Source organism: Candidatus Latescibacterota bacterium (assembly GCA_020633725.1).
Lineage (GTDB): Bacteria > Krumholzibacteriota > Krumholzibacteriia > JACNKJ01 > JACNKJ01 > VGXI01.
Map to the genome: position 1 here is coordinate 810,877 of JACKDC010000001.1, position 22,423 is coordinate 833,299.

Annotated in this window: 21 protein-coding genes; 8 read left to right on the forward strand and 13 right to left on the reverse strand. The window is 70.8% G+C overall.

Going from position 1 to position 22,423, the window contains the following annotated elements; all coding sequences use genetic code 11:
• The first annotated feature begins 3 nt into the window (after window positions 1-3).
• The 7 genes from H6693_03580 to H6693_03610 are packed head-to-tail and all read left to right on the forward strand — an operon-like array spanning window position 4 to window position 8,045.
• On the forward strand, window positions 4-1,254 hold the full coding sequence (locus H6693_03580; GenBank protein ID MCB9515250.1) for a PorV/PorQ family protein: 1,251 nt from the start codon (window positions 4-6) through the stop codon (window positions 1,252-1,254).
• A gap of 10 nt (window positions 1,255-1,264) precedes the next feature.
• Window positions 1,265-4,255 carry a tetratricopeptide repeat protein gene (locus tag H6693_03585; GenBank protein ID MCB9515251.1) on the forward strand — a complete coding sequence of 997 codons (2,991 nt, stop codon included), beginning with the start codon at window positions 1,265-1,267 and terminating at the stop codon, window positions 4,253-4,255.
• Window positions 4,256-4,294: 39 nt separating this feature from the next.
• Window positions 4,295-4,921, forward strand: a complete 627-nt coding sequence (locus H6693_03590) for a MotA/TolQ/ExbB proton channel family protein (GenBank protein MCB9515252.1) — start codon at window positions 4,295-4,297, stop codon at window positions 4,919-4,921.
• Window positions 4,921-5,346 carry a biopolymer transporter ExbD gene (locus H6693_03595; GenBank protein ID MCB9515253.1) on the forward strand — a complete coding sequence of 142 codons (426 nt, stop codon included), beginning with the start codon at window positions 4,921-4,923 and terminating at the stop codon, window positions 5,344-5,346. Before H6693_03590 ends, H6693_03595 begins: the two co-directional genes overlap by 1 nt.
• 1 nt (window position 5,347) lies before the next feature.
• Window positions 5,348-5,770 carry a biopolymer transporter ExbD gene (locus H6693_03600; protein ID MCB9515254.1) on the forward strand — a complete coding sequence of 141 codons (423 nt, stop codon included), beginning with the start codon at window positions 5,348-5,350 and terminating at the stop codon, window positions 5,768-5,770.
• Window positions 5,767-7,101: an energy transducer TonB gene (locus H6693_03605; GenBank protein ID MCB9515255.1), complete on the forward strand. Its 1,335-nt coding sequence runs from the start codon at window positions 5,767-5,769 to the stop codon at window positions 7,099-7,101. The genes H6693_03600 and H6693_03605 overlap by 4 nt, the downstream gene beginning before the upstream one ends.
• Before the next feature lie 17 nt (window positions 7,102-7,118).
• Window positions 7,119-8,045, forward strand: a complete 927-nt coding sequence (locus H6693_03610) for a hypothetical protein (GenBank protein MCB9515256.1) — start codon at window positions 7,119-7,121, stop codon at window positions 8,043-8,045.
• Between the two features lie 12 nt (window positions 8,046-8,057).
• Here H6693_03610 and trpS read toward each other — a convergent pair whose 3' ends face one another.
• From trpS to H6693_03655, 9 genes are all read right to left on the reverse strand, one after another.
• Window positions 8,058-9,035, reverse strand: a complete 978-nt coding sequence (gene trpS, locus H6693_03615) for a tryptophan--tRNA ligase (GenBank protein ID MCB9515257.1) — start codon at window positions 9,033-9,035, stop codon at window positions 8,058-8,060.
• A gap of 370 nt (window positions 9,036-9,405) precedes the next feature.
• Window positions 9,406-10,389, reverse strand: coding sequence for an electron transfer flavoprotein subunit alpha/FixB family protein (locus H6693_03620; GenBank protein ID MCB9515258.1), 984 nt, complete (start codon window positions 10,387-10,389; stop codon window positions 9,406-9,408).
• Between the two features lie 27 nt (window positions 10,390-10,416).
• On the reverse strand, window positions 10,417-11,187 hold the full coding sequence (locus H6693_03625; protein MCB9515259.1) for an electron transfer flavoprotein subunit beta/FixA family protein: 771 nt from the start codon (window positions 11,185-11,187) through the stop codon (window positions 10,417-10,419).
• A 19-nt stretch (window positions 11,188-11,206) separates the two neighbouring features.
• Window positions 11,207-12,349, reverse strand: a complete 1,143-nt coding sequence (locus H6693_03630) for an acyl-CoA dehydrogenase family protein (GenBank protein ID MCB9515260.1) — start codon at window positions 12,347-12,349, stop codon at window positions 11,207-11,209.
• A gap of 75 nt (window positions 12,350-12,424) precedes the next feature.
• Window positions 12,425-13,045, reverse strand: coding sequence for a CoA pyrophosphatase (locus H6693_03635; protein MCB9515261.1), 621 nt, complete (start codon window positions 13,043-13,045; stop codon window positions 12,425-12,427).
• Window positions 13,035-13,874: a hypothetical protein gene (locus tag H6693_03640; protein ID MCB9515262.1), complete on the reverse strand. Its 840-nt coding sequence runs from the start codon at window positions 13,872-13,874 to the stop codon at window positions 13,035-13,037. The genes H6693_03635 and H6693_03640 overlap by 11 nt, the downstream gene beginning before the upstream one ends.
• 2 nt (window positions 13,875-13,876) lie before the next feature.
• Complete coding sequence (locus H6693_03645) at window positions 13,877-15,151, reverse strand: ABC transporter permease (protein ID MCB9515263.1); 1,275 nt, start codon at window positions 15,149-15,151, stop codon at window positions 13,877-13,879.
• The gene (locus H6693_03650) at window positions 15,148-16,068 is read right to left on the reverse strand and encodes an ATP-binding cassette domain-containing protein (GenBank protein ID MCB9515264.1); all 921 of its coding nucleotides are present in this window, start codon (window positions 16,066-16,068) and stop codon (window positions 15,148-15,150) included. The genes H6693_03645 and H6693_03650 overlap by 4 nt, the downstream gene beginning before the upstream one ends.
• Window positions 16,065-16,949 carry a hypothetical protein gene (locus H6693_03655; protein ID MCB9515265.1) on the reverse strand — a complete coding sequence of 295 codons (885 nt, stop codon included), beginning with the start codon at window positions 16,947-16,949 and terminating at the stop codon, window positions 16,065-16,067. The genes H6693_03650 and H6693_03655 overlap by 4 nt, the downstream gene beginning before the upstream one ends.
• Window positions 16,950-17,064: 115 nt before the next feature.
• On the opposite strand from H6693_03655, the gene H6693_03660 reads away from it, so the two are divergent.
• Entirely contained in the window at window positions 17,065-18,051 is a 987-nt protein-coding gene (locus H6693_03660) for a PDZ domain-containing protein (GenBank protein ID MCB9515266.1), read from the forward strand.
• A gap of 154 nt (window positions 18,052-18,205) precedes the next feature.
• On the opposite strand, the gene H6693_03665 is transcribed toward H6693_03660, so the two are convergent.
• Genes H6693_03665 through H6693_03680 form a run of 4 tightly spaced genes read right to left on the reverse strand, consistent with a single transcriptional unit; the run spans window position 18,206 to window position 22,221 of the window.
• Window positions 18,206-19,006, reverse strand: a complete 801-nt coding sequence (locus H6693_03665) for a rhomboid family intramembrane serine protease (GenBank protein MCB9515267.1) — start codon at window positions 19,004-19,006, stop codon at window positions 18,206-18,208.
• Window positions 19,003-19,560, reverse strand: a complete 558-nt coding sequence (locus H6693_03670; GenBank protein MCB9515268.1) for a hypothetical protein — start codon at window positions 19,558-19,560, stop codon at window positions 19,003-19,005. Before H6693_03670 ends, H6693_03665 begins: the two co-directional genes overlap by 4 nt.
• On the reverse strand, window positions 19,557-20,504 hold the full coding sequence (locus H6693_03675; protein MCB9515269.1) for a hypothetical protein: 948 nt from the start codon (window positions 20,502-20,504) through the stop codon (window positions 19,557-19,559). Before H6693_03675 ends, H6693_03670 begins: the two co-directional genes overlap by 4 nt.
• The gene (locus tag H6693_03680; protein MCB9515270.1) at window positions 20,485-22,221 is read right to left on the reverse strand and encodes a hypothetical protein; all 1,737 of its coding nucleotides are present in this window, start codon (window positions 22,219-22,221) and stop codon (window positions 20,485-20,487) included. The genes H6693_03675 and H6693_03680 overlap by 20 nt, the downstream gene beginning before the upstream one ends.
• Between the last annotated feature and the right edge of the window lie 202 nt (window positions 22,222-22,423).

Sequence of the window (22,423 nt, forward strand, 5' to 3'; positions counted from 1 at the left end):
ACGGTGAACACGACGAGCATCCGCATCCTGGTCCTGAGCGCTCTGCTGCTCGCGGCGGCGTCGCCCTCGGCGGCGCAGGACGCCTCCGGCGGTCAGCCGGGCACCTTCCTGCGCTTCGGAGCCAGCGCCAGGGGTCTGGCCATGGGCGGCGCCTCCACGGGCCTCGCCAACGACGCCAGCGCCCTCTTCTACAACCCCGCGGGCATGGAGCAGGTGCGCAGCACGGAACTGCTCTTCTTCCACGCGGAGCTGCTGGCCGAGACGCGCTACCAGTACCTGGGCCTGGTCCAGCCGCTGGGGCATTTCGGCACGCTGGGCGTCGCCGGCGCGCTGCTCAGCTCGGGCGGCTTCGAGCGCAGCAGCCTGCTCGAGGACACGGGCGAGAGCTTCGACGAGACGCAGAACAGCCTGCAGGTGAGCTTCGCCCGCCGCTTCGGCAGCGTGAGCCTGGCGGCGAGCTATCGCACCGTGAACCAGAGCCTGGCCGGCTACAGCGGCAGCGGGTCGGGACTCGACCTGGCCGTCTTCAACCGTCCCGCGCGGCACTTCAGTTTCGGCTTCCTCGTCCAGAACGTGCTGGCGCCGGAGATCACGCTGCTCCAGACCGCCGAGAGCTATCCGCTCACCGTGCGCGCGGGCGGCGCCCTCCACCTGCGTGACGGCCGCGTGCTGTCCACGCTCGACCTCGTCCGCGTGGGCGACGCTCCCCTGGGCGTCCAGACCGGCATCGAGGTCTGGGGCCTGGGCAACTTCGCGCTGCGCAGCGGCTGGGACACCATGCGCAACGGCTACGCGGCCGGCGGCGGCTACCGCAGCGGGGCCTGGCAGCTCGACTATGCCGTCAGCGACACGCCGATCGGCCTGTCGCACCGGCTGAGCTTCACCTGGCGCTTCGGCGTGCCGCTCGGCGTGAGCCTGAGCAGCGACACGGCGCGCTTCTCGCCCAGCGGCGAGCGCAATCGCGTCGAGCTCGAGCTCAAGAGCCAGTTCCGCGGCAAGGCCAAGGGCTGGGAGCTCGTGATCTACGACAACGACGGCCAGCCCCGCCACAGCGCCCGCGGCAGCAAGGAGCCGCCGGAGACCTACTCCTGGGACGGCCGCGACGACCAGGGCCGTCTGGTGAGCACCGGCAGCTACCGCGTCGTGGTCGTGGTCCTGGACGAGTTCGGCGATCCCTGGACCCAGGAGCTGAACGTCGAGATCCGCGACTACGACCCGGCCCTGAAGACGCCCGTCCAGCTGGAAGTGAACTGAGGTGCAGACCATGTGGAAAGGACTCCCGCTCGCGCTCGCGCTCTTCGTGGCCACGTCCGCCGCGGCCCAGGAGAGCGCCAGCTCCCTCATCGACGAGGCCGACGCCCTGCTCGCCCGCAAGGGTCCCAGCATGGCCGTGGTGGACGCCTACCGCGCGGTCTACCAGAAGTTCGACGGCTCGGAGCACTGCGCCCGCGCGCGCTACATGGCCGGCGACTGCCTCTTCCAGCTCGGCGAGCTCAAGGCCGCCGACCAGGAGTTCGCCAAGGTGAAGGGCGCCAGCGGCGACCGTGCGATCCTGGACGCCTGCGCGCTCCTGCGCCGGGGCCAGTGCGCCTTCGCCCAGGGCGACTACGCGGAGGCGGCCAAGTACTTCGAGAAGGTCGAGGACGGCGACGAGAGCTACCTCGCCCGCGACGCGCGCTTCGCCCTGGCCCAGACCTGGGTCGCGCTGAACGAGTGGGAGGACTTCAAGGAGACGGCCGACCGTCTCGTGGAGGCCTGGCCCGGCTACGGCGAGCGGCCCGAGCTGCGCTTCGCCTACGGCGTCTATCACTACCACAAGGGCGAGCTCGAGCAGGCGCGCGACTTCTTCCGCCAGGTGGAGTCCGAGCGCGCGCGCTTCTACACGGCGCGCACCCTCGGCGAGGAAGGCCAGTACCTGAAGGCCATCCAGCAGTACCGCCAGCTCCTGGTGCGCTATCCCGAGACGAGCCTGGCCGAGGACGTCCGCTTCGCCATCGCCGAGAGCTTCCTTCGCTCGGGCCAGCGCGCCCTGGCGCGCAGCGCCTTCGAGGAGGTGCTCCAGGCGCATCCCGACAGCCGTCACGCCCTGGCCGCACGCTTCAAGCTGGCGACCATCCTGTTCCGCGAGGAAGACTTCAACCGCGCGCTGGACAGCCTGGACGCCCTGCTGGCCGACCTCCCCGAGGACGACACCCTGCGCGAGAAGGTCCTCATGCTGCAGGGTCTGGCCTACTTCCAGCTCGGGCGCGAGAGCGAGGCGGACCACGCCTTCAGCGCGATCCTCCAGACCTTCCCCGAGGGCCGCACCAGCAGCAGCGCTCTCTTCCGCATGATGCACCACTATGCGCGCAACCAGAACTGGAACCAGAGCATCGGCCTCGGCCACATGTTCATGGACCGCTACGAGGGCGACCCCCTCGAGGGGCGCGTCCAGCTCATCCAGTCGCTGGACTACCTCGAGCTCGGCGAGACCGGCCAGGCCCGCTCGCTGCTGGGCAAGCTCCTGGACACCCACGCGGCCACCGACCTCGGCGAGAAGGCCCTCTTCCTGCTCACCTGGTCCTACTACGGCGAGCAGGACTTCAACCGCATCGTCACCAACTACCGGCACATGGCGCGCAAGCTGCTGCCCACGCCCAACCCCTGGCGCGCGCGCACCTACTACCTGATCGCCGAGAGCTACTACGACCTCGGCCTCTACCAGGACGCCTCGGACCTCTACCGCCTGGTGCTGAACGACTACCCCTTCAGCGACGTGGCGCCCTTCGCGCTCCAGGGCGTGACGGCCAGCTACAGCCGCCTCGGCGAGGACCAGAAGGCCGCCATCGAGCAGGAGCGCTACCTGCTGGTGATCTCCAACGAGGCCAGCAGCGACCCGGGCAACGCGCTGGCGGCCGCGGGCATGTACTTCAACCGCAAGGAGTACAAGAAGGCCCTGGAGCTCTTCGAGCAGTTCCTGGCCACGAAGCCCGAGGGCGACACCGCCGCCGAGGCGCTCTACCAGAGCGGCGAGTGCCTCTACGCGCTGCAGTATTACGAGGACGCCGTCGGCCGCTGGCGCCGCGTGCTCAACGAGCAGCCGGACTACCCGGACACGCCCGCCGTGCTGCGCAAGCTGGGCGATACGCTCTTCGGCCTGCAGGCCTACACCGAGGCGCAGGGCGTCTACGCCCAGCTGACTCAGCGTTTCCCCGACGACCCGCAGGCCTCCGAGGCCCTCTTCAACCAGGGCAACTGCGTCTACAACCAGGGCGACTACGACGCCGCCGCGCAGCTCTTCCAGCGCTACCTGGACGACTACCCGGCCGGCGGGCGACTCGCGGACGCCCAGCAGGCGCTGCAGGCCTGCTTCCTCCGCAGCGGCAAGGACATGCTCGCCTACGTCGAGCAGAATCCCGACGCCACCTTCGCCGCCGAGGTGCTCTGGGAGCAGGGCAGCGAGGCCTTCCGCGAGGAGCGCTACGAGGAGGCGGCCAAGCGGCTCGAGGCCATCACCCTGCGCTACCCCGACTCGGACGTCGCGCCCGACGCGCTCTTCTACCTGGCGGAGTCGCGCTTCGCGCTGGGCGACATGGACGCGGCCCGCGCGGGCTTCGAGAACTTCACCGCCACCTATCCGGACCGCCCCCTCGTGGCGGCGGCGCTGCTGAAGGCCGGGCACATCCTCTACGTGCAGGAGAAGTACGCCGAGGCGGCCGGGCACTTCCTCATCCTCGCGGATCAGTATCCCGACGACGAGATGGCCCCGCTCGGCCTCTTCAACGCCGGCCTCTGCTACCGGAAGCTCGAGCAGTGGCGGACCTTCCTCAGCAACAGCGAGGACTTCCTCGAGCGCTACGCCAGCCACGAGCGGCGGCTCGAAGTGCAGCTGCAGATGGCCGACGTCTACCAGAACGAGACCGGCGAGTACGACAAGGCGCTCGACATGTACGGCACGCTGGCCGAGCAGCCCGGCGCCCCGGTGGTGCAGATCCAGTACGAGCGCGGCGAGTGCCTGAGCAAGCTCGGCCGCACGGACGAGGCCCTGGCGGCCTACGCGGCGGCGGCCGACGTGCCCGGCGCGCTCTCCGACGACCACGGCATCGCCGCCCTCGCCCGCATCGCGAGCATTCACGAAGAGGCCGGCGACCTCGCCCAGGCCCGCAAGGCCTACCAGCGCATCGCCCAGAACGACAGCAACGCCGAATGGGCGTCCCTTGCGCGCGAGCGCATGGAATCGCTCGATCAGGAACTTCAACAGGCCGGCGCGCAGTAGCCCGGCCCTCAGCCCGGACGGACCCGCAAAGGAGAGACCATGCTTAGTGTGGACAGCCTCACCGAACTGCTCCTGAAGAGCCCCACCATGCTGGTGCTGATCTTCTGCAGCATCCTGGTGGTCACCTTCGCCCTGGAGCGCTGGCTCTACTTCATGCGCACGCGCTACTCGGCCAACGAGTTCAAGGCGACCATGCGCAAGCATCTCGCGCGCAACCAGCTGGGCGAGTTCGCCAAGTACTGCCAGCGCGGCAGCGGCTCGCTGGGCCGCATCATGGGCGCGGGCCTCGACAACCTCAGCGCCGGGCGCGACCAGGTGGACCAGCTCCTCGACACCGAGATGGAGAAGGAGCAGGTGCTGATGGAGCGCAACCTGATCGTGCTGGGCACGCTGGCCAACATCGCGCCCCTGCTGGGCCTCTTCGGCACGGTGGTCGGCATCATCCGCGCGTTCAAGGACATCGCGGTGACGGGCAGCGGCGGCAGCTCGGTGATCGCCATGGGCGTCTCCGAGGCCCTGCTCACGACGGCGGCGGGCATCGTGGTGGCCGTCATCGCCACGGTCTTCTACAACGCCTTCACGCGCACCATCCGCGTGCGCAACACGGAGGCCGAGGACGCCCGCAACATGTTCTGGAAGTACGTCAACAGCCGGCCGGTGGAGTGATGGCTCGCAGAAGGCGCATCAACCCGGAGGGCATCGCCGAGGCCAACGTCACGCCGCTGGCCGACGTGGTGACGACCTTGATCGTGGTCTTCCTGATGACCATGCCGGCCCTGCTCTGGAGCGGCATCCAGGTCAACGCCACCCGGGCGAGCAAGACCCGCGAGGTGACCCGCAAGGAGAACAGCGCGGACGACAAGCTCACCGTGCTCGTCACGGCGGCGAGCATCCAGGTGGACGGCGAGCTCGTGGACCTCGACGGCCTCGCGGCCATCGCCCGCGAGCGCCTGGCCGGCAGCGAGGACCGCACGGTGATCGTCGTGCCCGAGGACGACGTGCTGCTGGGCAACGTGGTGAGCGTGATGGACGTCCTCAAGCAGAACGGAGCCCAGGGCCTGGCCCTGCTCAACCGCGTGAAGGGACCCTGAGATGGCCAGAAAGCACAAGCACAGCGGGCTGCCCACGCCGAAGACGGACGTGGTGCCCATCATCAACGTCTCGCTGGTCGTGGTGCTGACCTTGATGATCATCAGCCCCTTTCTGAACAAGCCCGAGCTCGACGTGGACCTGCCCGACGCGACCACCACCGAGACCGAGGACCAGGACAAGGTGGAGATCCTCTTCGCCCGGGACGGCTCGCTGGTCGTCGGGCAGGAGGCCGTCACGCTGGAGACGCTGGAGCCGACCCTCGCGGCCACCTTCGCCGAGCAGCCCACCAGCATGGCCGTGGTGAAGGCCGACCAGGGCATCGCCTACGGTGACGTCGAGGCCGTGATCGCCGCGATCCAGCGCGCCGGGGCGCCGCGCATCGCGCTCGCCACCGAGCAGAAGAACGGGGAGGCCGCGCAGTGAAGCCGCAGAACCCGCACCGGCTGGACCAGCGGGACCGTCACGGCGCCTCGCGCCGCGGGGTGTTCTCGGACACCAACACGTCCTTCGTGGTCAGCACCGGCCTGCACGTCCTGCTCTTCATGCTGCTGGGCATCGGCGGCGCGAAGAAGGTGCACGACACGGTCAAGCTGACGGAGATCTCCTACATCGAGGAGCGCTACGGGCAGGAAGTGGCGAAGAAGGTCACGGTGGCGCCGCAGAAGGTGGCCGCGGTCCAGGCCAAGCCGGCCGAGGCGCCGAAGCTCGAGGGCTCGATCTTCGCCAAAGCCGAGCCCAAGGGTCTGCCTCCCCAGCCCGAGCTCAGCGACGTGCCCCTGCCCAAGCCCGCGCCCCTGGAGGCGCCCAATCCCTTCGCCAAGGCCGTGCTCAAGTCGCGGCAGCGCCGCGACGCGGCCCCGGCCGTGCCCCGGTCCAGCGACGAGGAGGTGCTCCTCACCGCGGGCCTGACCGAGAATCCGAAGCGGGTGCGCATGGCGAGCGAGGACGTCGACCTGAAGGGGCAGGTGCTGGTGGGACGCAAGTCGCGCCTCACGGAGAGCGCCCTCTTCGAGGTGGACGACAGCGGCCCCGGCCTCGCCGGCGGCGCGCTCACCCTCTCGGTGCCCGAGGGCGGCGTGGCCACGGGCCACGCGGACCTGCGCGGCGGCACGCTGGCCGAGGGCAAGCAGGCCTACCAGGGCCAGCTCCCCTCGGGCAATCTCGTCACGAAGGACGGCAGCCGGGATCGCCTGGAATCGCTCGCCACGCTCCAGAAGAGCGGCATGCCGGGCGGCGTCGGCGACGGCGGCCCCGTGGGCGGCGGCGTGGTGGAGCCGAGCCGTGGCACGGGCCTGGTGTCGCGGGGCGGCGCGGATGCAGTCACCCGCGGCGGCAGCCTGAAGGCCTCCTCCGGCGGGCCGCGCCCGGCGGAACTACTGGCCAAGACCATCGCGCCCCCTCCCGCCGCCGAGGAGGAGGCTGCGCCCGCCCAGCCGGGCCCGAGCGACAAGGCCGGCAAGGGCGTCTCCATGACGCTCAGCGGTCCGATCCTGGGCCGGGAGGTGCTGTCCTCGGTCGCGCCCGACTACCCCGAGGACGCCAAGCGCCAGGGGTGGCAGGGCACCGTGAGCGTCTACTTCACCGTGCGGCCCGACGGCAGCATCAAGAAGGTCTTCGTCGAACAGGCCAGCCCCTACCAGGTGCTGGACGAGGCCGCGAAGCGCTGCCTCGAGCACTGGCGCTTCAGCCCGCTGCCGGACGGCTCGACCGCCGAGCAGTGGGGCGTGCTCACCATCGTCTTCCGTTTGCGCTGACAGGAGTGAAGACAGCCATGCGACAGTCCACGATCCCGTTCGCCCTCCTCGCCCTGCTGCTGGCCGCTCCCGCGCACGCGGGGGACGCCGCCGCCGACCCCGAGCACGACGCCGCGACGGTGCAGGAGATGGAGGTCATCGACGACAACCAGTTCCGCCTCGAGGTGGACAAGACCGACCTGGACTTCCACCCCACCCCCGAGGACCTCGACGAGGGCACCACCGAGGTGGAGCAGCTGCTCTTCGAGTACGCGCCGATGGAGAGCTTCAATCCCTATCTCTTCGACACCGAGCGCGTGGACTGCCCGGTGGTGCCCAGCTTCGGGAGCCGTCCCGTCAGCCGCGCGCCGGTCACCACCTTCCGCACGGACTTCAGCGCCGGCGCGGACGTGAAGCACTGGCAGCTGGACATCACGGACTACCGCGGCGAGGTCTTCCGGCGCATGGAGGGCGACGGCGTCCCGCCGCTCGAGCTGGCCTGGGACGGCCGCGGCGACCACGACGAGGAACTCAAGCCCGGCTTCCCCTACTCCTTCCTCTTCACCATCGAGGACTCGGGGACGAACCGCTACCAGTACGCCGGCAGCACCTTCTCGCTGCCCTTCGTCGCCTACAGCCACGGCAAGAACCTGCGCGTGGAGGCGTCGGGGCACGATCTCTTCGAGAAGCGGAGCCAGAAGCCGCTGGAGGAGGCCGAGGGCCGCATCGACCGCATGCTGCGCGAGATCCTGGACGCCCCGGAGCGGGCCATCCAGGTGCAGGCCTGGGCCGAGACCCAGGACCTCGCCGCGGCGCGGGCGGAGTGGCTGGCCGGTCAGCTGGAGGAGCGCCTGCTCCTGGCGGAGGACCAGGTGGCCTTCGAGGGCCTGGCCTTCAAGGGCAACCCCCCCGGCCGCGACGGCCTCCTGCGCGTCACTCTGCTCAAGGACGGGCGCGGCAAGTAGCCACGGCGCCCGCTAGCGCGGCAAACCCATCGCCTGCCGGGCCTCGGCCAGCGTCTCGCGCGCCAGGGCTCGGCAGCGCTCGGCTCCCGCCGCCAGGATCTCCCGCACCCGCTCCGGCGCGGCCTGCAGCTCGCGATAGCGCTCGCGCACCGGCGCCAGGTCGGCGTTCAGGTTGTCGGCCAGCACGCGCTTGCAGTCGATGCAGCCGATGGTCGCGCCCCGGCAGCCCGCCGCCAGCTCGGCGCGCTTGTCCTCCGGAGTGAAGGCCTTGTGGATCGTGAAGATGTTGCAGTCCTCGGGCTCGCCCGGATCGCTGCGACGGACCCGCCGCGCATCCGTGACCGCCGGCCGCAGCTTCTCCCAGATCTCGTCTTCCTCCGCCAGCATCGCCAGCGTGTTGCCCAGGCTCTTGCTCATCTTCGCCTGGCCGTCCAGGCCCAGGATGCGCTTGGCCGTGCTCAGCAGCGGCTCGGGCTCGGGGAAGACGTCGCCGAAGCGCGCGTTGAAGCGCCGGACGATCTCCCGGCTCAGCTCCAGGTGCTGCACCTGGTCCTCGCCCACCGGCACCAGCGCGGCCTTGTAGAGCACGATGTCGGCCGCCTGCAGCACCGGGTAGTTCAGCAGGCCCGCGTTGATGTTCTTGCGGTTGCGCGCCGACTTGTCCTTGAACTGGGTCATGCGCTCGAGCTCGCCGAGCGGCGTCACGCAGTTGAGCAGCCAGGCCAGCTCCGTGTGCTCGGGCACCGCCGACTGCACGAAGAGCGTGGCGCGCTCCGGATCCACGCCCGCCGCCAGGATGGCCGTCGCCATGTCGATCGTGCGCCTGCCAAGGACTTCCGGCTCGTAGCTCTGCGTGATCGCGTGGTAGTCCACGACGCAGTAGATGCACTCGTAGTCCTGCTGCAGGCGGACCCAGTTCATGAGCGCCCCAGCGTAGTTGCCCAGATGGGGCTCGCCGGAGGGCTGGATGCCGCTGAAAACCCGCTTCATGGCCGTCTCCCGTCCCGGGGCCGCGGGACCCCGGGCAGGCCCACAACTCACTGTGTTGCAGGCACTTGAAAAAATGGCTCCCCGCCCGGGGCAATTGCGGTAGGCGCCGCTTGCACGGCCGGAGAGCTTGTGCTAGTATCTCTTTGTCGCCAGGCGCTGCTTGCAGGCGGTAAATGGCGACATTTCAAAGACTTATACCATTGCCTTTCAAGGTTGGGTATAGGGATTGCTCTCTGGAAAGCGGGATGGTCCATCGGGCCATCTCGTTTTCCTTTTCCCCTCCGGCCTTCGAGCGGCCTCCAGCCGGCCGCCCGTGCAGAACCGCAACCCCATCACTCCCAAGCCTTTCGGCGGTCAAGCTCGGGCAACTTCAAGACGCCAGCGCGCGCTTGAACTCCTCCGTGAGCAGGGGCACCACCTCGAAGAGATCCCCCACGATGCCGTAGTCGGCCACCTTGAAGATCGGCGCGTCCGGATCCTTGTTCACGGCCACGATGAAGCGGCTGGAGCTCATCCCCGCCAGGTGCTGGATCGCTCCGGAGATCCCGCAGGCGATGTAGAGCACCGGACTGACGGTCTTGCCCGTCTGCCCCACCTGATCCGCATGGGGACGCCAGCCGGCGTCCACCGCGGCGCGGCTCGCGCCCACGGCGGCCCCGAGCACCCCCGCCAGCTCCTCGAGGATCGCGTAGTTCTCCGGCCCCTTCATGCCGCGCCCGCCCGAGACGATGATGCTCGCCTCGCCGAGGGGCACCTTGTCGGCCGCGGCGGCCACGGCCTCCTTCACCACCACCCGCAGGCCGGCGGCGTCGAGGCTCTCGCCGAGGGGCTCCACGCTCGCGCTGCGGCCCGCGTCTGCGGGCATCGGCGCGAAGTTGTTGGGACGCAGGGTCGCGATGGCGGGCTTGCCCTCCAGCGCGACGGTCTCGAAGGCCTTGCCCGCGTAGATCGGCCGCTTGAAGAGCAGCGTGTCGCCGTCGCGGCTCAGCTCGACGCAGTCGGCCGCCAGGCCCGCGCCCAGGTGGGCCGCCAGCCGCGCCGCCAGCTCCCGCGTGTGCGTGCCGACGCTCATCAGGAGCAGATCGGCGTCGCTGCCCGCGAGGGCGCGGATCGCCAGGTGCAGGTGCAGTTCCAGGTTGAAGTCGGCCCAGGCGGCGTCCTCCGCGGTGATCACGCGGTCGGCGCCCCGCCGTCCGGCCTCGGCCGGCATGTCGCCGAGCCCCGCTCCGAAGAGCAGCGCGGTCACCGTGCCGCCGCCGGCGTCGGCCTGCCGGCGCGCCTCGCCCAGGGCCTCCAGCGAGCCCTTGCTCAGCTTGCCGCCCTTGGACTCCAGGTAGACCCAGATCGATGTCATCGCCATGTCCTTTTCCTCCCGACGTCGCTAGACGGCCTTGGCTTCATCGCGCAGCAGCTTCACGAGTTCTTTCACCTGATCGGGGATCTCCCCCTTCAGGATCTTGCCGGCCGCGCGGGGCGGCGGCAGGCTGAGGCCCTTGCGCTGGACGCGCCGCGACGTGTCGACGCCAAGGTCGGCCAGGGTCAGCGTCTCCTTGGGCTTGCGCGCCGCCTGCATGATGCCAGGCAGGCTGGGGTAGCGGGGTTCGTTGAGGCCCTTCTGGCAGGTGAAGAGGGCCGGGAGCTTGACGCTGAGCGTCTCGCGGACGCCCTCGGCCTCGCGGCCCACCGTCGCCGCGCCGTCGGCCAGCGCGAAGGACGTGACGAAGGTCACGGCCGGCAAATCCAGGAGCTGCGCGACGGCGGGGCCCACCTGGTGGCTGTCGCCGTCCGTCGCCTGCTTCCCGCAGAAGACGAGGTCGAACCCGCCCTCCTTCTTGATCATGGCGGCCAGGGCGGCGGCGACGCCGGCGGCGTCGAGCTCGCCCACCGCGTCGTCGCGGCAGAGGACGGCGCGGTCGCAGCCCATGGCGAGGGCCGTCTTGACGGCCTCGTCCGCGCCGGCCGGCCCGAGGTTGAAGACCACCACTTCGCCCCCGCTCGCCTCCTTCACCTTGATGGCCTGCTCCACGGCGAACTCGTCGTAGGGATTGAGCACCATCTGCACACCGTCGAGCTTGACGGCGCCGCCGCCGTCGGCCAGCTCGATGCGCGCGGCGGTGTCGGCCACCTGCTTCACCATCACGGCGATCTTCATGATCCTCCTTTGGACGAACTCAGGCGCTCAGGAGCTGCCGCGCGATCACCATGCGCTGCACCTCCGTCGTGCCTTCGTAGATCTCGAGCACGCGGGCGTCGCGGAAGAGCCGCTCCACCTTGAAGTCCTTCAAGTAGCCATACCCGCCGTGGATCTGCACGGCCAGTTCGGCGCAGCGGACGGCGGTCTGGCTCGCGTAGAGCTTGGCCATGGCCGCCTCCTTGGTCACGCCGCGCCCTTCGCCATAGTCCAGGGCGGCGCGGTAGGTCAGCAGACGCGCGGCCTCCACGCCGAGCGCCATGTCCACCAGGTGCCACTGCACCGACTGGAACCGCCCGATGGCCGAGCCGAACTGCTCGCGCTCGCCGGCGTAGCGCTGCGACTCCTCCAGCGCGGCCGCGGCGATGCCCAGGCTCTGCGCCGCGATGCCGATGCGGCCGGCGTCGAGCATGCCGAGGGCGATCTTGAGGCCCTCGCCGCGCTCGCCCAGCAGGGCGTCCGCGGGCAGCACGACGTCCTCCAGCGTCACCATGACGGTGGAGGAGGCGTTGAGGCCCATCTTCTTCTCGTTGGGCCCACGGTGCACGCCTGGCAACTTGAAATCGAGGACGAAGGCGCTGATCCCCTTGCTGCCGCCGCCGGGCTCGGTGACGGCGTAGAGGATGCCGAAGTCGGCCTGCCCCCCGTTCGTGATGAAGGCCTTGCTGCCGTTCATGCGCCAGCCGCCGTCCACGGCCTCGGCCCGGCACTGGAGGCTCGCCGCGTCGCTGCCGGCGCCGGGCTCGGTGAGCAGGTAGGCGCCCAGGGTCTTGCCGGCGGCGGCGTCCGGGAGCCAGCGCTGCTTCTGCGCCGCGTTGCCGTAGCGGAGCAGGGTTCCGTTGGCGAGGGTGTTGTGCACGGACAGGATCACGCAGGTGGACGCGCAGGCCTTGGCCACCTCCTCGAGCACGAGGATGTAGGCGAGCATGTCCAGCCCCGCGCCGCCGTACTCCGGAGGGACCATCACCCCCATCAGGCCGAGACCGGCGGCCTTCGCGAGGATGTCCGCGGGAAAGCGTTTCTCCGCGTCCAGACGCGCGGCCACGGGCTCGATTTCCCCCCGGGCGAAGTCGCGCGCCATGTCGCGGATCATGCGGTGCTGTTCGGAGAGCTGGAAGTCCATGCCTCGTTCCCGTCTAACGCCGTGGGCCGTGGGGGCAAACAGGAGTTCGCATACTAGAACATGTCCCCCGCATTCTCAAGACCGAAGGGCCGCCACGAGGTCGAGCAGCGTGAGCGTGATGCGCCGCGTCGCGCCCCAGATCACCTCGCCCTCCCAGAGCCACGCAGGCACCCGCAGACGGCGGCCGCCGGGCAGGGCGATCTCCGTCTCCTCGCTGTTCGCGGGAGCGGCGAGCCAGGCGAGGGGAACCTGGAAGACGTGATCCACCTCGGCCGGGCTCGCGACGCCGTAGCGCCCCGGCGGCCAGAGGCTGAGGAAGGGCTGGATGCTGTACTTGGCCAGCGTGCTCACGCGGGGCAGCGGGCCCAGCAGGCGCACGTCGCCCGGCGCCACGGCCACCTCCTCGCTGGCCTCGCGCAGGGCCGTGTCGCGGAGCGTGGCGTCGCCCAGCTCGCGGACCCCGCCGGGAAAGGCCACCTGGCCCGCGTGGTCGGGCAGGTCCCGGGCGCGGCGCATGAAGAGGAGCGCGGGGCCGTCGGCGCCGTGGGCGCCGGTCCCGTCGAGCAGCGGGACGAGCACCGCCGCGTCCACCAGGCCCGGACCCACGGGCTGATCGCCGGCGGCGACGTCCAGCAGGCGGCCCAGCCGCGACGCGAGGGTGTCCGCATCCAGCGCGGCGAGCTCGTCAGGACTCACGGCCGTCGCTCAGGGGCGCCGTCAGCGGACCGTAGTGCTCGGGCCGGCGATCCGCGAAGAGATGATTGCGCGGCGTGATGCGCTTGTCGCGCGCCTCCGCCAGATCGAGCGTCACCACGCCGCGGCGGGTGTCCGTCTCGCCGAACTGGAGCAGCGGACGTCCCCGGGGATCCAGCGCCTGGCTGAGGCCGGTGAAGCGGAGCGACCGCTCCTCGTCGGGATAGCGCTCCTCGCCCACCCGGTTGCAGGTGATCGCGAAGACGCGATTCTCGACTGCGCGCGTCACCATGGCCGCCTGCGCGAAACCCGGCAGCACGAGATTGGACGGATGCGCCAGCAGCTCCGCGCCGGCCAGCGCCAGGCTGCGCGCCAGCTCGGGAAAGACCCAGTCGAAGCAGATCATGACGCCGACCCGGGCGCCGGCCACGTCCTCCACGGGCGCGGGCCGGTCGCCGGGGTCGAAGACCTCGCCCTCGCGATAGAACAGGTGAAGCTTGCGGTAGAAGACCGGCGGCGCGGCCGGGCGCAGCAGCGCCGCGGCGTTGAAGAGCTTCCCGTTCTCGGCCAGCGGCAGGCCCAGGAGCAGCGCGGCGCCCAGCGACTCGGCCAGCGCCTGGAGGCGGGTCAGTCCCGCGCTCCCCGGCGACTCGGCCACCGCCGCCGCGGCCTCGCGCGAGGGCAGCGCGTAGCCGCTGGTGGCCAGCTCGGGCAGGACGACCAGATCGGCCTCCACGCCGGCCAGCCCCGCCTCGATGGCCGCGAGGTTGCCCTCGCGGTCACCGAGACGCGGACTGAACTGGTACATCCCCACGCGCAGCCGGTCCGCCACGGCTAGGGCTGCCTCACCCAGCGCCAGGCCTCCACGAGGCTGAGCTTCTTGCCCGTCATCAGGATCCCGACGCGGAAGATCCGCCCCGAGATCACGAAGACCACCGCCACCGAGGCGATGAGCAGCCCGTAGGCCAGCGCGATCTGCCAGAGCGGCGGCTGGCTGATGTTGATCCGCATGAACATCACCAGCGGCGTGAACACGGGGATCAGGCTGAGCGCCACCGACACCGCCGAATCGGGATTCTGGAAGATGTAGACCATGATCACCAGCGGCACCACGAGCAGCATCACCAGCGGCTGCATGAGCTGCTGCGCCTCCTGGTCCGTGGTGCTCATGGCGCCCACCGCCGCGAAGAGGCCGGCGAAGAGCAGGAAGCCGAGCACGTAGAAGCTGACGAAGGCCAGCAGCGTCACCGGCGACAGCACCGGCAGCGCCCCGAGCTGCGCGCTGCTCACGAGGCCGAAGGCCATGGCTCCCGCGCCGAGCAGGAGCCACGCGAGATACTGCGTCAGCCCCACCGCGCCGATGCCGAGGATCTTGCCGGTGAAGAAGCGCGTGGCGCTCATGCTCGACAGCACCACCTCCGTGATGTGCTGGTTCTTGTCCTCCAGGATGCTGCGCTGGATCATGGTCCCGAAGACGAGGATGGTCATGTAGAGGATCATCACCAGGGTCAGCGTGCCGAAGTAGAGCGACTCGAAGCCCGCCTCGCTGGCCTTCTCGCCCCGGTGCTGGATGGTCTTGAGATCCGCGTGCACCGAGAGCTCGCTGAGCAGCGCGGGATCCAGGTCCAGACGCCGCAGGCGCTCGCCGCGCAGGATCTCGGTGATGCGCGACTGGATGTTCTCCAGCTGCGTGAAGTTGCTGACCACGCGGCCATGGAAGGTGCAGTCGCCGGTCTCGAGGACGTTGGCCGGAATCTCGAGGTACCAGTCGATCGCCTCCTCGCCCAGCAACGTCCCCAGCGCCTGCTCGCGCGCGTCGCCGCTCAGGAAGGGCGCGTCGCCGAGCTCCTTGTCGACGAATCGGTAGCGCGCCTCGCCGGTGCTGAGCGTGTCGGCCGCCAGCGCGTCCTCCAGGGGCGCCTTCACCAGGCCGCTGGCGTCCACGATCAGCCCGCGGCTGACCCCCTCGCCCTCGACGCGGCTGAGCCAGACCGGCAGCAGGATCACGGCGCTCATGAACAGCGGCACCAGGACGAGGCCGATGAAGAAGGACTTCCGACGCACCCGCTCCAGATACTCGCGCGCGAGGATCGCCCAGACCTTGTTCATGCCGCACCCCCTTCCGCGGCGGCCGCGGGGGCCGTCACCGTCTGGATGAAGATGTTGTGGAGGCTCGGGACGATCACCTCGAAGTGGTCTATGTCCAGGCGCGCGCTCCACTCGCGAAGCACTTCGCCCGGCGCGTGGCCGTCCGCGAGGCGAAGCTCGGCCAGGCCGGGCTCCGTCTCCTGGAAGCTGACCACGCGGGCGTCGCCGCGAAGCACGCCGGCGTCGCCCACGAAGCGCACCCGCAGGTTGCTCCTGCCGAAGGACGCCCGCAGCGCGCTCAGGGCGCCGGAGAGCACCAGCTGCCCCTTGTTGATGAGGGCGATCTCGTCGCAGAGCTTCTCGGCCTGGTCCATCATGTGCGTCGAGAAGATCACCGTGCGGCCCGCGCGCTTGAGCTCGAGCATGATGTCCTTGAGCGCCTCGGCGTTGATGGGGTCGAGGCCGCTGAAGGGCTCGTCCAGCAGGATCAGCTCCGGCTCGTGCAGCAGCGTGCCGGCGAACTGGATCTTCTGCTGCATGCCCTTGGACAGGTCTTCCACCTTGCCCTGCGCCCGATCGGCGAGGCCCAGGCGGTCGAGCCAGGCCTGGCCGCGCCGCCGCGCCTCGCCCCGGCTCAGCCCCTTCAGGCTGCCGAAGAAGACGAGGTGGTCGAGCACCTTCATCTTCTTGTAGAGGCCGCGCTCCTCGGGTAGGTAGCCCAGGCGGTTGCGGAAGTCCTCGGTGAGCGGCTCCCCGCCCGCGGTGATGCGCCCCGAGTCCGGGGCGATGATGTTCATGATCATGCGGATGGTCGTGGACTTGCCCGCTCCGTTGGGGCCGAGGAAGCCTGTGAGCTTGCCCGGCTGGAAGCGGTAGTCGATGCCGTCCACGGCCACCGTGCGGTCGTAGCGCTTGGTCACGCCCTGCAGTTCGATCACGTCTGGCCTCCCACGCCGTCGGCGATTCGCGCCGCGAGCTCGGGGGCGAGCGCGTAGCGTCCCTCGTGCTGCACCTCACCCGAGAGGTGCAGACGGTCGTCATGGCTCCGGCGCACGGTGAGCGTGCCGCCCGGATAGCGTAGGGGCCGCGCGGCCCCCCGCGCCAACCCCCGTGGACCCACCGCGGCCACGGCCAGTGCGCCGGTGCCGCAGGAAAGCGTTTCGCCGACCCCCCGCTCCCAGACGCGCACGCGCCAGCCGTCCTCGCCCTCGGGCGCGGCAGGGTCTTCGAACACGAACTCCACGTTGACGCCATCCGGGAAGCGGGGGTGGGTCTGCAGCGCGGCCCCCACAGTGGCAAGGCGGGCCTCGAGACTCACATCCCCGAACAGCACGAACTGAGGATTGCCAACGTACGCGGGATACCCGCGAAGCGTTTCGCCATTCAGCACGATCTCGGCGAGCTGGTCCGGCGGGGTCCAGCCCGCGAGGGTCCGCAGCGGGCCGAGGGCCGCCTCGACCCGATCGCCGTCGACGGTCACCGGGATCTCGCCGTCGTCGGTGAGGATCCGCGGCGGCGTGGGCAGCGCGCTCCCGGCCGCCAGCAGCCAGGCCAGACAGCGGACGCCGTTGGCGCAGTGGCCGCGGCTGCCGTCGGGGTTGTGCATGATCTGCCGGGGCGGCGCGCCGCCGCCGGCGAGCAGGCCGAAGATGAGGCCGTCGCTCAGATCGGGCGGCGAGGCGTCGTCCAGCGGCCACAGCGCGTCGCCGCGGGAGAGCACCTGCGCCAGCTCCTCCGCGTGGGCGAGGGGCAGGCTCCGCCCCACGGCCAGATAGAAGGCGTTGCCGGCGGCGCTCATGCGGTGGAGAACGAGGTCCATGAGGGGCCAGAATAGGCGAGCGCGCCCGAGCGGTCAACGCGCAACGGCGCCTGGAACTCCCATCCCCACCTGCCGTAGAGGGGGCAACCCGAAACCCCTGCACGGAGGTTGCACGATGAAGCACCAAGTCCCCGTCGCCCTGGTCGCGCTGGCCCTTCTCGTCGGCCAGACCGGGAGCGCGCTGGCCAAGAGCCCGCGCGTGAACTGGCACGATCAGGACGGCAGCCGCGTCATCGTGATCGACGACGACAGCAAGCTCCAGTTCCTCGGCGACGGCGCCTTCCTCGGCGTCACCCTCAGCGATCTCGATGCGGACGAGGCCGGCAAGGACGGCGGCGTGCGCGTCCAGTCCGTCTTCGACGACACCCCCGCCCGCGAGGCGGGCCTCGAGGCCGGGGACATCATCCTGGAGTTCGACGGCAAGAAGGTGACGGACGCCGCCGCGCTCACCGCGCTCGTGCGCGAGCACGACCCCGGCGACAAGGTCAAGGTCAAGGCCCGGCGCGACGGGGACAGCAAGACCTTCCGCGTCACCCTGGCCGAGCGCGAGCAGTCGGTGACGCTCGACCAGCTCGGCCGCGGCCCGCACCGCTTCTTCGCGATGGGCGACGACGACGACAGCTACGACTGGGTCCAGGGCTTCGGCCCCGGCGCCGCCCGCCTGGGCGTGGAAGCCCGTGACCTCGACGAGGACCTCGGCGGCTACTTCCCCGGCGCCAAGCACGGCGCGCTGGTGCTCTCCGTGGACGAGGACAGCCCCGCCGCCAAGGCCGGCCTCAAGGCCGGCGACGTGATCACCAAGCTCGGCGATGACGACGTGGAGAGCGTGAGCGACCTGCGCAAGGCCGTCGGCGCGCTGGCGGGCGAGGACGCCGGCACCCTGGTCTACGTCCGCAAGGGCAAGACCGAGCGCGTGGACGTGGAGATCCCCGCCGCGAAGGCGCCCTTCATGATCAAGCGCTTCAGCGGCGACGACGCGCCCTTCGGCCAGTTCCACCGCATGGCGCGCCCGCTGAACGGCGGCGATGAGGACCTGCAGAACAAGCTCGACGCGCTGGAGAAGCGGCTCCAGGAACTGGAGCAGCGACTGAAGAACGACTGATCCCGGCGGGGCTTCGGCCCCGCTGGCCTTCCGGGGGCCCATCTGCGCCCCCACCTCCGCCCGGCCTCGGCCGGGTCCCCGCCCGGGCAGGCGGGACGCCCTCGCCCCAGCGGCCCTCCGCGCGGCCGTGGGCCAGGGTGTCCCGCCCCGCCACCTAGCGTTCGCGGCGCATGCGCTCCAGGAACTCGCGCTCGTCGCGAGACAGGGACTGGATGCCCTCGCGGCTCACCTTGTCGAGGATCTGATCCACGCGCCGGTGGCGCTGGCGCTGGCGGTCCAGCTCGCGCTGTCGCCGCAGCTCGCCGAAGTCGAACCAGCGCTTCCGGTACCAGCCCGTGCGCATCATCAGGATGCCGGTGAAGAAGCCGCCGATGTGCGCCAGGTGCGCGATGTTCCCGCCCCCCTGGATCGCGCCCATCAGATCGATCCCCGCGATCACCCACATGAAGACCTTCATCTTCATCGGGATGAAGAAGAAGGCCAGGATGAGGCGGTCGGGAAAGAGCGAGCCGTAGACCGCCAGGATGCCCAGCACCGCGCCCGACGCGCCGAGCACCGGACTGCCCGTGAACATGCTGCAGAGGCCGGCCACGATCCCCGCTAGAAAGTAGAGGCGCAGGAAGGTCCCGCTGCCGAGGGTCATCTCCACCTCGCGGCCGAACATCCAGAGGATGAGCATGTTGAAGACGATGTGCGTCGGCAGCGGCAGGAAGAGGAAGCGCTCCAGGCTCGGGCTGTGCATGAACATGTAGGTGATGAGCTGCCAGACGTGACCGCGCAGCACCTGCGACGGCACCAGGATCATCTCGCCAAACAGCTCCGCGCCCCAGCGCGTGCGGATCACGGTGAGCATGAGCACGAAGACGATGACGTTGATCAGCACCAGCCGCAGCGTCCACGGATAGGGACTCGCCGCGAAGGGCAGCCGGTCGTTCGATCTGCGATACGCGCTCACGCGTCGATCCTTCCGCCGAGGGTGAGGGTCACGGCCGCATGGCTGTAGCTCTCGCCGCCGGTCTCCACGCTGCGCGCGTGGGCCGCGAGCTGCACCGTCCAGCGCTCGCCCAGACGCCGCAGGACGCCGCCGCCGATGACCGCGTTCCAGGTGCCGCGCCCCGCGCCCGCGCGCTCGTCCTCGACGCGCAGCTCGCCCACGCCCAGCTCGAGGAAGGGCGTCAGGTCGGGACGCGTCCCGAAGCCGCGGCGCACGCAGATCTCCGCGCCCTTCCAGTTCACCCACTTGCGCACGACGCTGCGGTGGAAGCGCAGGCAGAGGCCCAGCCGCCGCTCCGCGAGAGTGCTGGAGAACTGACGCACGCTTCCGGGACCGAAGACCGCCTCCGCGGTGAACCCGCGGCAGCCGCGCCCCGGCGACGGCAGCCAGCCCACCTGGCCGCCCGCCGCGAGCACGGCGCCGGCGGACTCCCACCCGGGGGATGCCGCGCGGCAGGGAGTCGAGGGCTGCAGCACGGCGAGAGCGACGAGGATGGCCGCGGCCCCCACCCTCACGGCCGGCCGCCCACCCAGCGCAGCGACAGGCGATGCTGGGAGCCCGGACCTTCCTCGCGCTCGAAGCGGAAGCCGTAGTCCACGCGCAGCGGCCCGCGCGTCAGGCCCGCGCCGAAGGAGGGCGCGACGCTCTCCTCCAGCCGCCGATGTGCGAGGAAGCCGCCGCGCAGCGCGAACGCCGGACCCAGCGGATGCCACTCGAGCCCCAGCCCCGCGCGCTCGAGGCTGCGGTAGCGCCAGCGCCCCTGGACTTCGACGTCGAGGCGCCAGGGCAGCCGCGCCGCCAGGGCCAGCACCTGCGCGGACGCGCGGCGACGCGTGTCGTCCGGCGCGTCCTGCCAGTGGAAGCGCTGGACGACGTCCTCGGCCACCCAGCCGAACTCCAGCCCCGGATTGAGCACCACGGCCCGGAGGCCGACGCTCATCGCGACGGCGCGGCCGTCGTCGACACCGTCGTCGCTGCCGCCGCGGCTGTAGTCGCCGCGCAGGCCCATCGAGATCCAGCGCACGGGGCTCCAGGCGAGGCCCAGCGCGACGGTCGTCTCGCCCCAGCCGCTGTCGTCGGCCAGCGTCGCACCGAGGTGCTGCACGGCCAGCGCCGCGGCGTGCCGGCTCGTCGGCGTGCACTCGCCCGCCGAGCGCAGCCGGCGCCCGCTCGCGAGGCCCAGGGCCGCGGAGTTGAGGTCGAGGCCGTCCAGCCCGGCGGGGCGCTGGGCGCTGAGCCCCAGCTCCCAGCTGTCCATGCCGACCAGCGAGGCCGGCTGCGTGAAGAGCGACTCCAGCCCCGGAGCGAGCAGGGTGGCGGCGTCCCCCATGGCCAGATCGCGCGCGGCGTGGGGCCAGAGGCGGAAGCTTCCCCCCTGCGAATCCGCGCGGAGGGGCGTGGCGGAGGCCAGCAGGAGGAGGAGCGCGGCGAGCGCGGCACTAGGGCGCGGGGCGAACAACGGCCACCACCTTCCGCTCCGTGTCGCGGGAGCCGTCCTGGTAGAGCGTTTCCACGTTCACGACGAAGAGACCGTCCATCACCTGGCGGCCCCCGGAGTCCGCGAGATCCCAGTCGGCGCTGAACTGCACCGGGCCGCCCTGCGCGTCCAGGCGACGGATCAGGTCGCCCTCGAGCGAGTAGATCCGGAGCACCACCGCGTCGGCCGGGCCGGAGGTGTTGATCTGGAGGGTCTCGCCCGGCCCGCCGCGAAAGCGGCCCGGCAGGTTGAGCGCCGGCCCGGGGGCGTAGGTCACCGTGACGGGCGCGGAGAAGGGCGACGCGTTGCCCGCGACGTCCACCGCGCGGGCGGTCCACGCGTGGGTCCCCTCGCTGAGAAGGATCGGCAGGCTGAAGCGGCCTTCCACGTCCACCGGCATGACGGCCTTGTAGACCGCGTCCTCGTAGATCTCGACGTCGGCCTCGAGGTCGGCGCTGCTGCCCGCGAGGGTGAGCACGGGCTGGATCACGCGTGCGGGCAGGGGATCGAGGACCGGCGCGGGCGGCGCCTCCGCGTCCAGGGTCAGCGTGATGCGCGTGGCCGAACCCAGGTCGGTCTTGCGGTTGCCCGCGAGATCCTCGGCGTCCACGTAGACGTGGTGGACGTCCAGGGTGTCGGCCGCGTCGCCCCAGGCGGCGGGCAGGGTGAAGGCGTAGAATCGCTCGCCGAAGCCCGACCCGGGAAGCAGGCGGCCCACCTGGTCGAAGACCGTCGCGGTCTCCAGGGCGGCGACGCAGTCGGCGACGTCGTTGCGATCCCGGACGCGCACCACGAGGGAGTCCGGCAAGGAGTCCGGATGGAAGGTGAAGCTGGTGCCGCTCTCCACCGGTCCCCCGAGCTCCGTCACGGCGATCGTGGGCGCCAGGATGTCCAGGTTCGAGCTCAGGCTCGCGCCCGCCGGGGCGTTGCCCGCGTCGTCCTTGAGGGTCAGGTCGAGTCGGTACTGCCCGTCGACGCGCGTGCCCTCGGTGTCGAATCCATCCCAGAGCAGGCGGTAGCGGGTCAGCCCGCCCTGCGGGAGCACGTAGGACGGATCGCGCGTGATCAGGTTGACCTGGAGGTAGCTGCCGTTGCCCGGATCCTGACGCAGCACGCGCGCCGTGGCGGTGTCGGTCAGGGTGTCGAAGTCGGCCGAGCTGAAGAAGACCTGCAGCACGGTGTCCGCGCCGGCCTGCAGCGGCGTGAAGTAGAGCGACGGTTCGAGCGCCACCGCGTCGAGGCTGGGGGGCGCGGTGTTGAGCTCGAGCTGGATCGCCGGGCTGAGGCGGACGCTGTCCTCCCCCGCCACGCCCAGGACGTGGAGGTAGTAGAGGCCGTCGGGCAGCAGGGGCTGTCCTTCCGTGTCGTCCCCGCCGCGGCCGTGCCAGGTGTGGTAGGAGCGCTTCAGGAAGCCCGTGCTCCGGACGCTGTCGGGCGGCGGCGCGGCGAGAAGGTCGGCCGGGTCGGGCGGCACGCCGGGGGACGCGTAGATCCCCAGGATCAGCGTGTCCACGGCCACGTCGCCCCCATCGCCGATGAGCGTGATGGGACAGACGTCCTGCACCCCGTCGCCGTTGGGCGAGAAGGCCCGCAGGTAGCTCGGATCCCGGACCTCCAGCGCCGAAACGGCCGGCGCCAGGGCGAGCATCAGCGCTCCGACGAGGGGCAGGCACGCCCCCAGCAGGAGAGTGATCCGCATGGCTGACTTGGACATACGCTCGTCTTTCCGCGGGCGGCGCGAGGGCAGAAGCCTGAGGTCTCCGATTCTCTAGGGGATGGGGTGCGGGACTGTCAAGGCGAAAGCCCCCCCGCTCCCGGAGGGTCCAAACCGAGTGTAATATGGAAGTTCCTGGGCGCACGGGCCCGGGGAATCTGGTTGTAGGCCCCTGTGGCAGGGGGTA

Excerpts from the sequence above, each read along its gene's own strand:
- H6693_03610 (MCB9515256.1), top strand. The coding sequence starts at position 7,119 with ATGCGACAGTCCACGATCCCGTTCGCCCTCCTCGCCCTGCTGCTGGCC.
- H6693_03625 (MCB9515259.1), bottom strand. The coding sequence starts at position 11,187 with ATGAAGATCGCCGTGATGGTGAAGCAGGTGGCCGACACCGCCGCGCGC.
- H6693_03655 (MCB9515265.1), bottom strand. The coding sequence starts at position 16,949 with ATGGACCTCGTTCTCCACCGCATGAGCGCCGCCGGCAACGCCTTCTAT.
- trpS (MCB9515257.1), bottom strand. The coding sequence starts at position 9,035 with ATGAAGCGGGTTTTCAGCGGCATCCAGCCCTCCGGCGAGCCCCATCTG.
- H6693_03630 (MCB9515260.1), bottom strand. The coding sequence starts at position 12,349 with ATGGACTTCCAGCTCTCCGAACAGCACCGCATGATCCGCGACATGGCG.
- H6693_03645 (MCB9515263.1), bottom strand. The coding sequence starts at position 15,151 with ATGAACAAGGTCTGGGCGATCCTCGCGCGCGAGTATCTGGAGCGGGTG.
- H6693_03660 (MCB9515266.1), top strand. The coding sequence starts at position 17,065 with ATGAAGCACCAAGTCCCCGTCGCCCTGGTCGCGCTGGCCCTTCTCGTC.
- H6693_03620 (MCB9515258.1), bottom strand. The coding sequence starts at position 10,389 with ATGACATCGATCTGGGTCTACCTGGAGTCCAAGGGCGGCAAGCTGAGC.
- H6693_03585 (MCB9515251.1), top strand. The coding sequence starts at position 1,265 with ATGTGGAAAGGACTCCCGCTCGCGCTCGCGCTCTTCGTGGCCACGTCC.
- H6693_03680 (MCB9515270.1), bottom strand. The coding sequence starts at position 22,221 with ATGCGGATCACTCTCCTGCTGGGGGCGTGCCTGCCCCTCGTCGGAGCG.
- H6693_03590 (MCB9515252.1), top strand. The coding sequence starts at position 4,295 with ATGCTTAGTGTGGACAGCCTCACCGAACTGCTCCTGAAGAGCCCCACC.
- H6693_03595 (MCB9515253.1), top strand. The coding sequence starts at position 4,921 with ATGGCTCGCAGAAGGCGCATCAACCCGGAGGGCATCGCCGAGGCCAAC.
- H6693_03600 (MCB9515254.1), top strand. The coding sequence starts at position 5,348 with ATGGCCAGAAAGCACAAGCACAGCGGGCTGCCCACGCCGAAGACGGAC.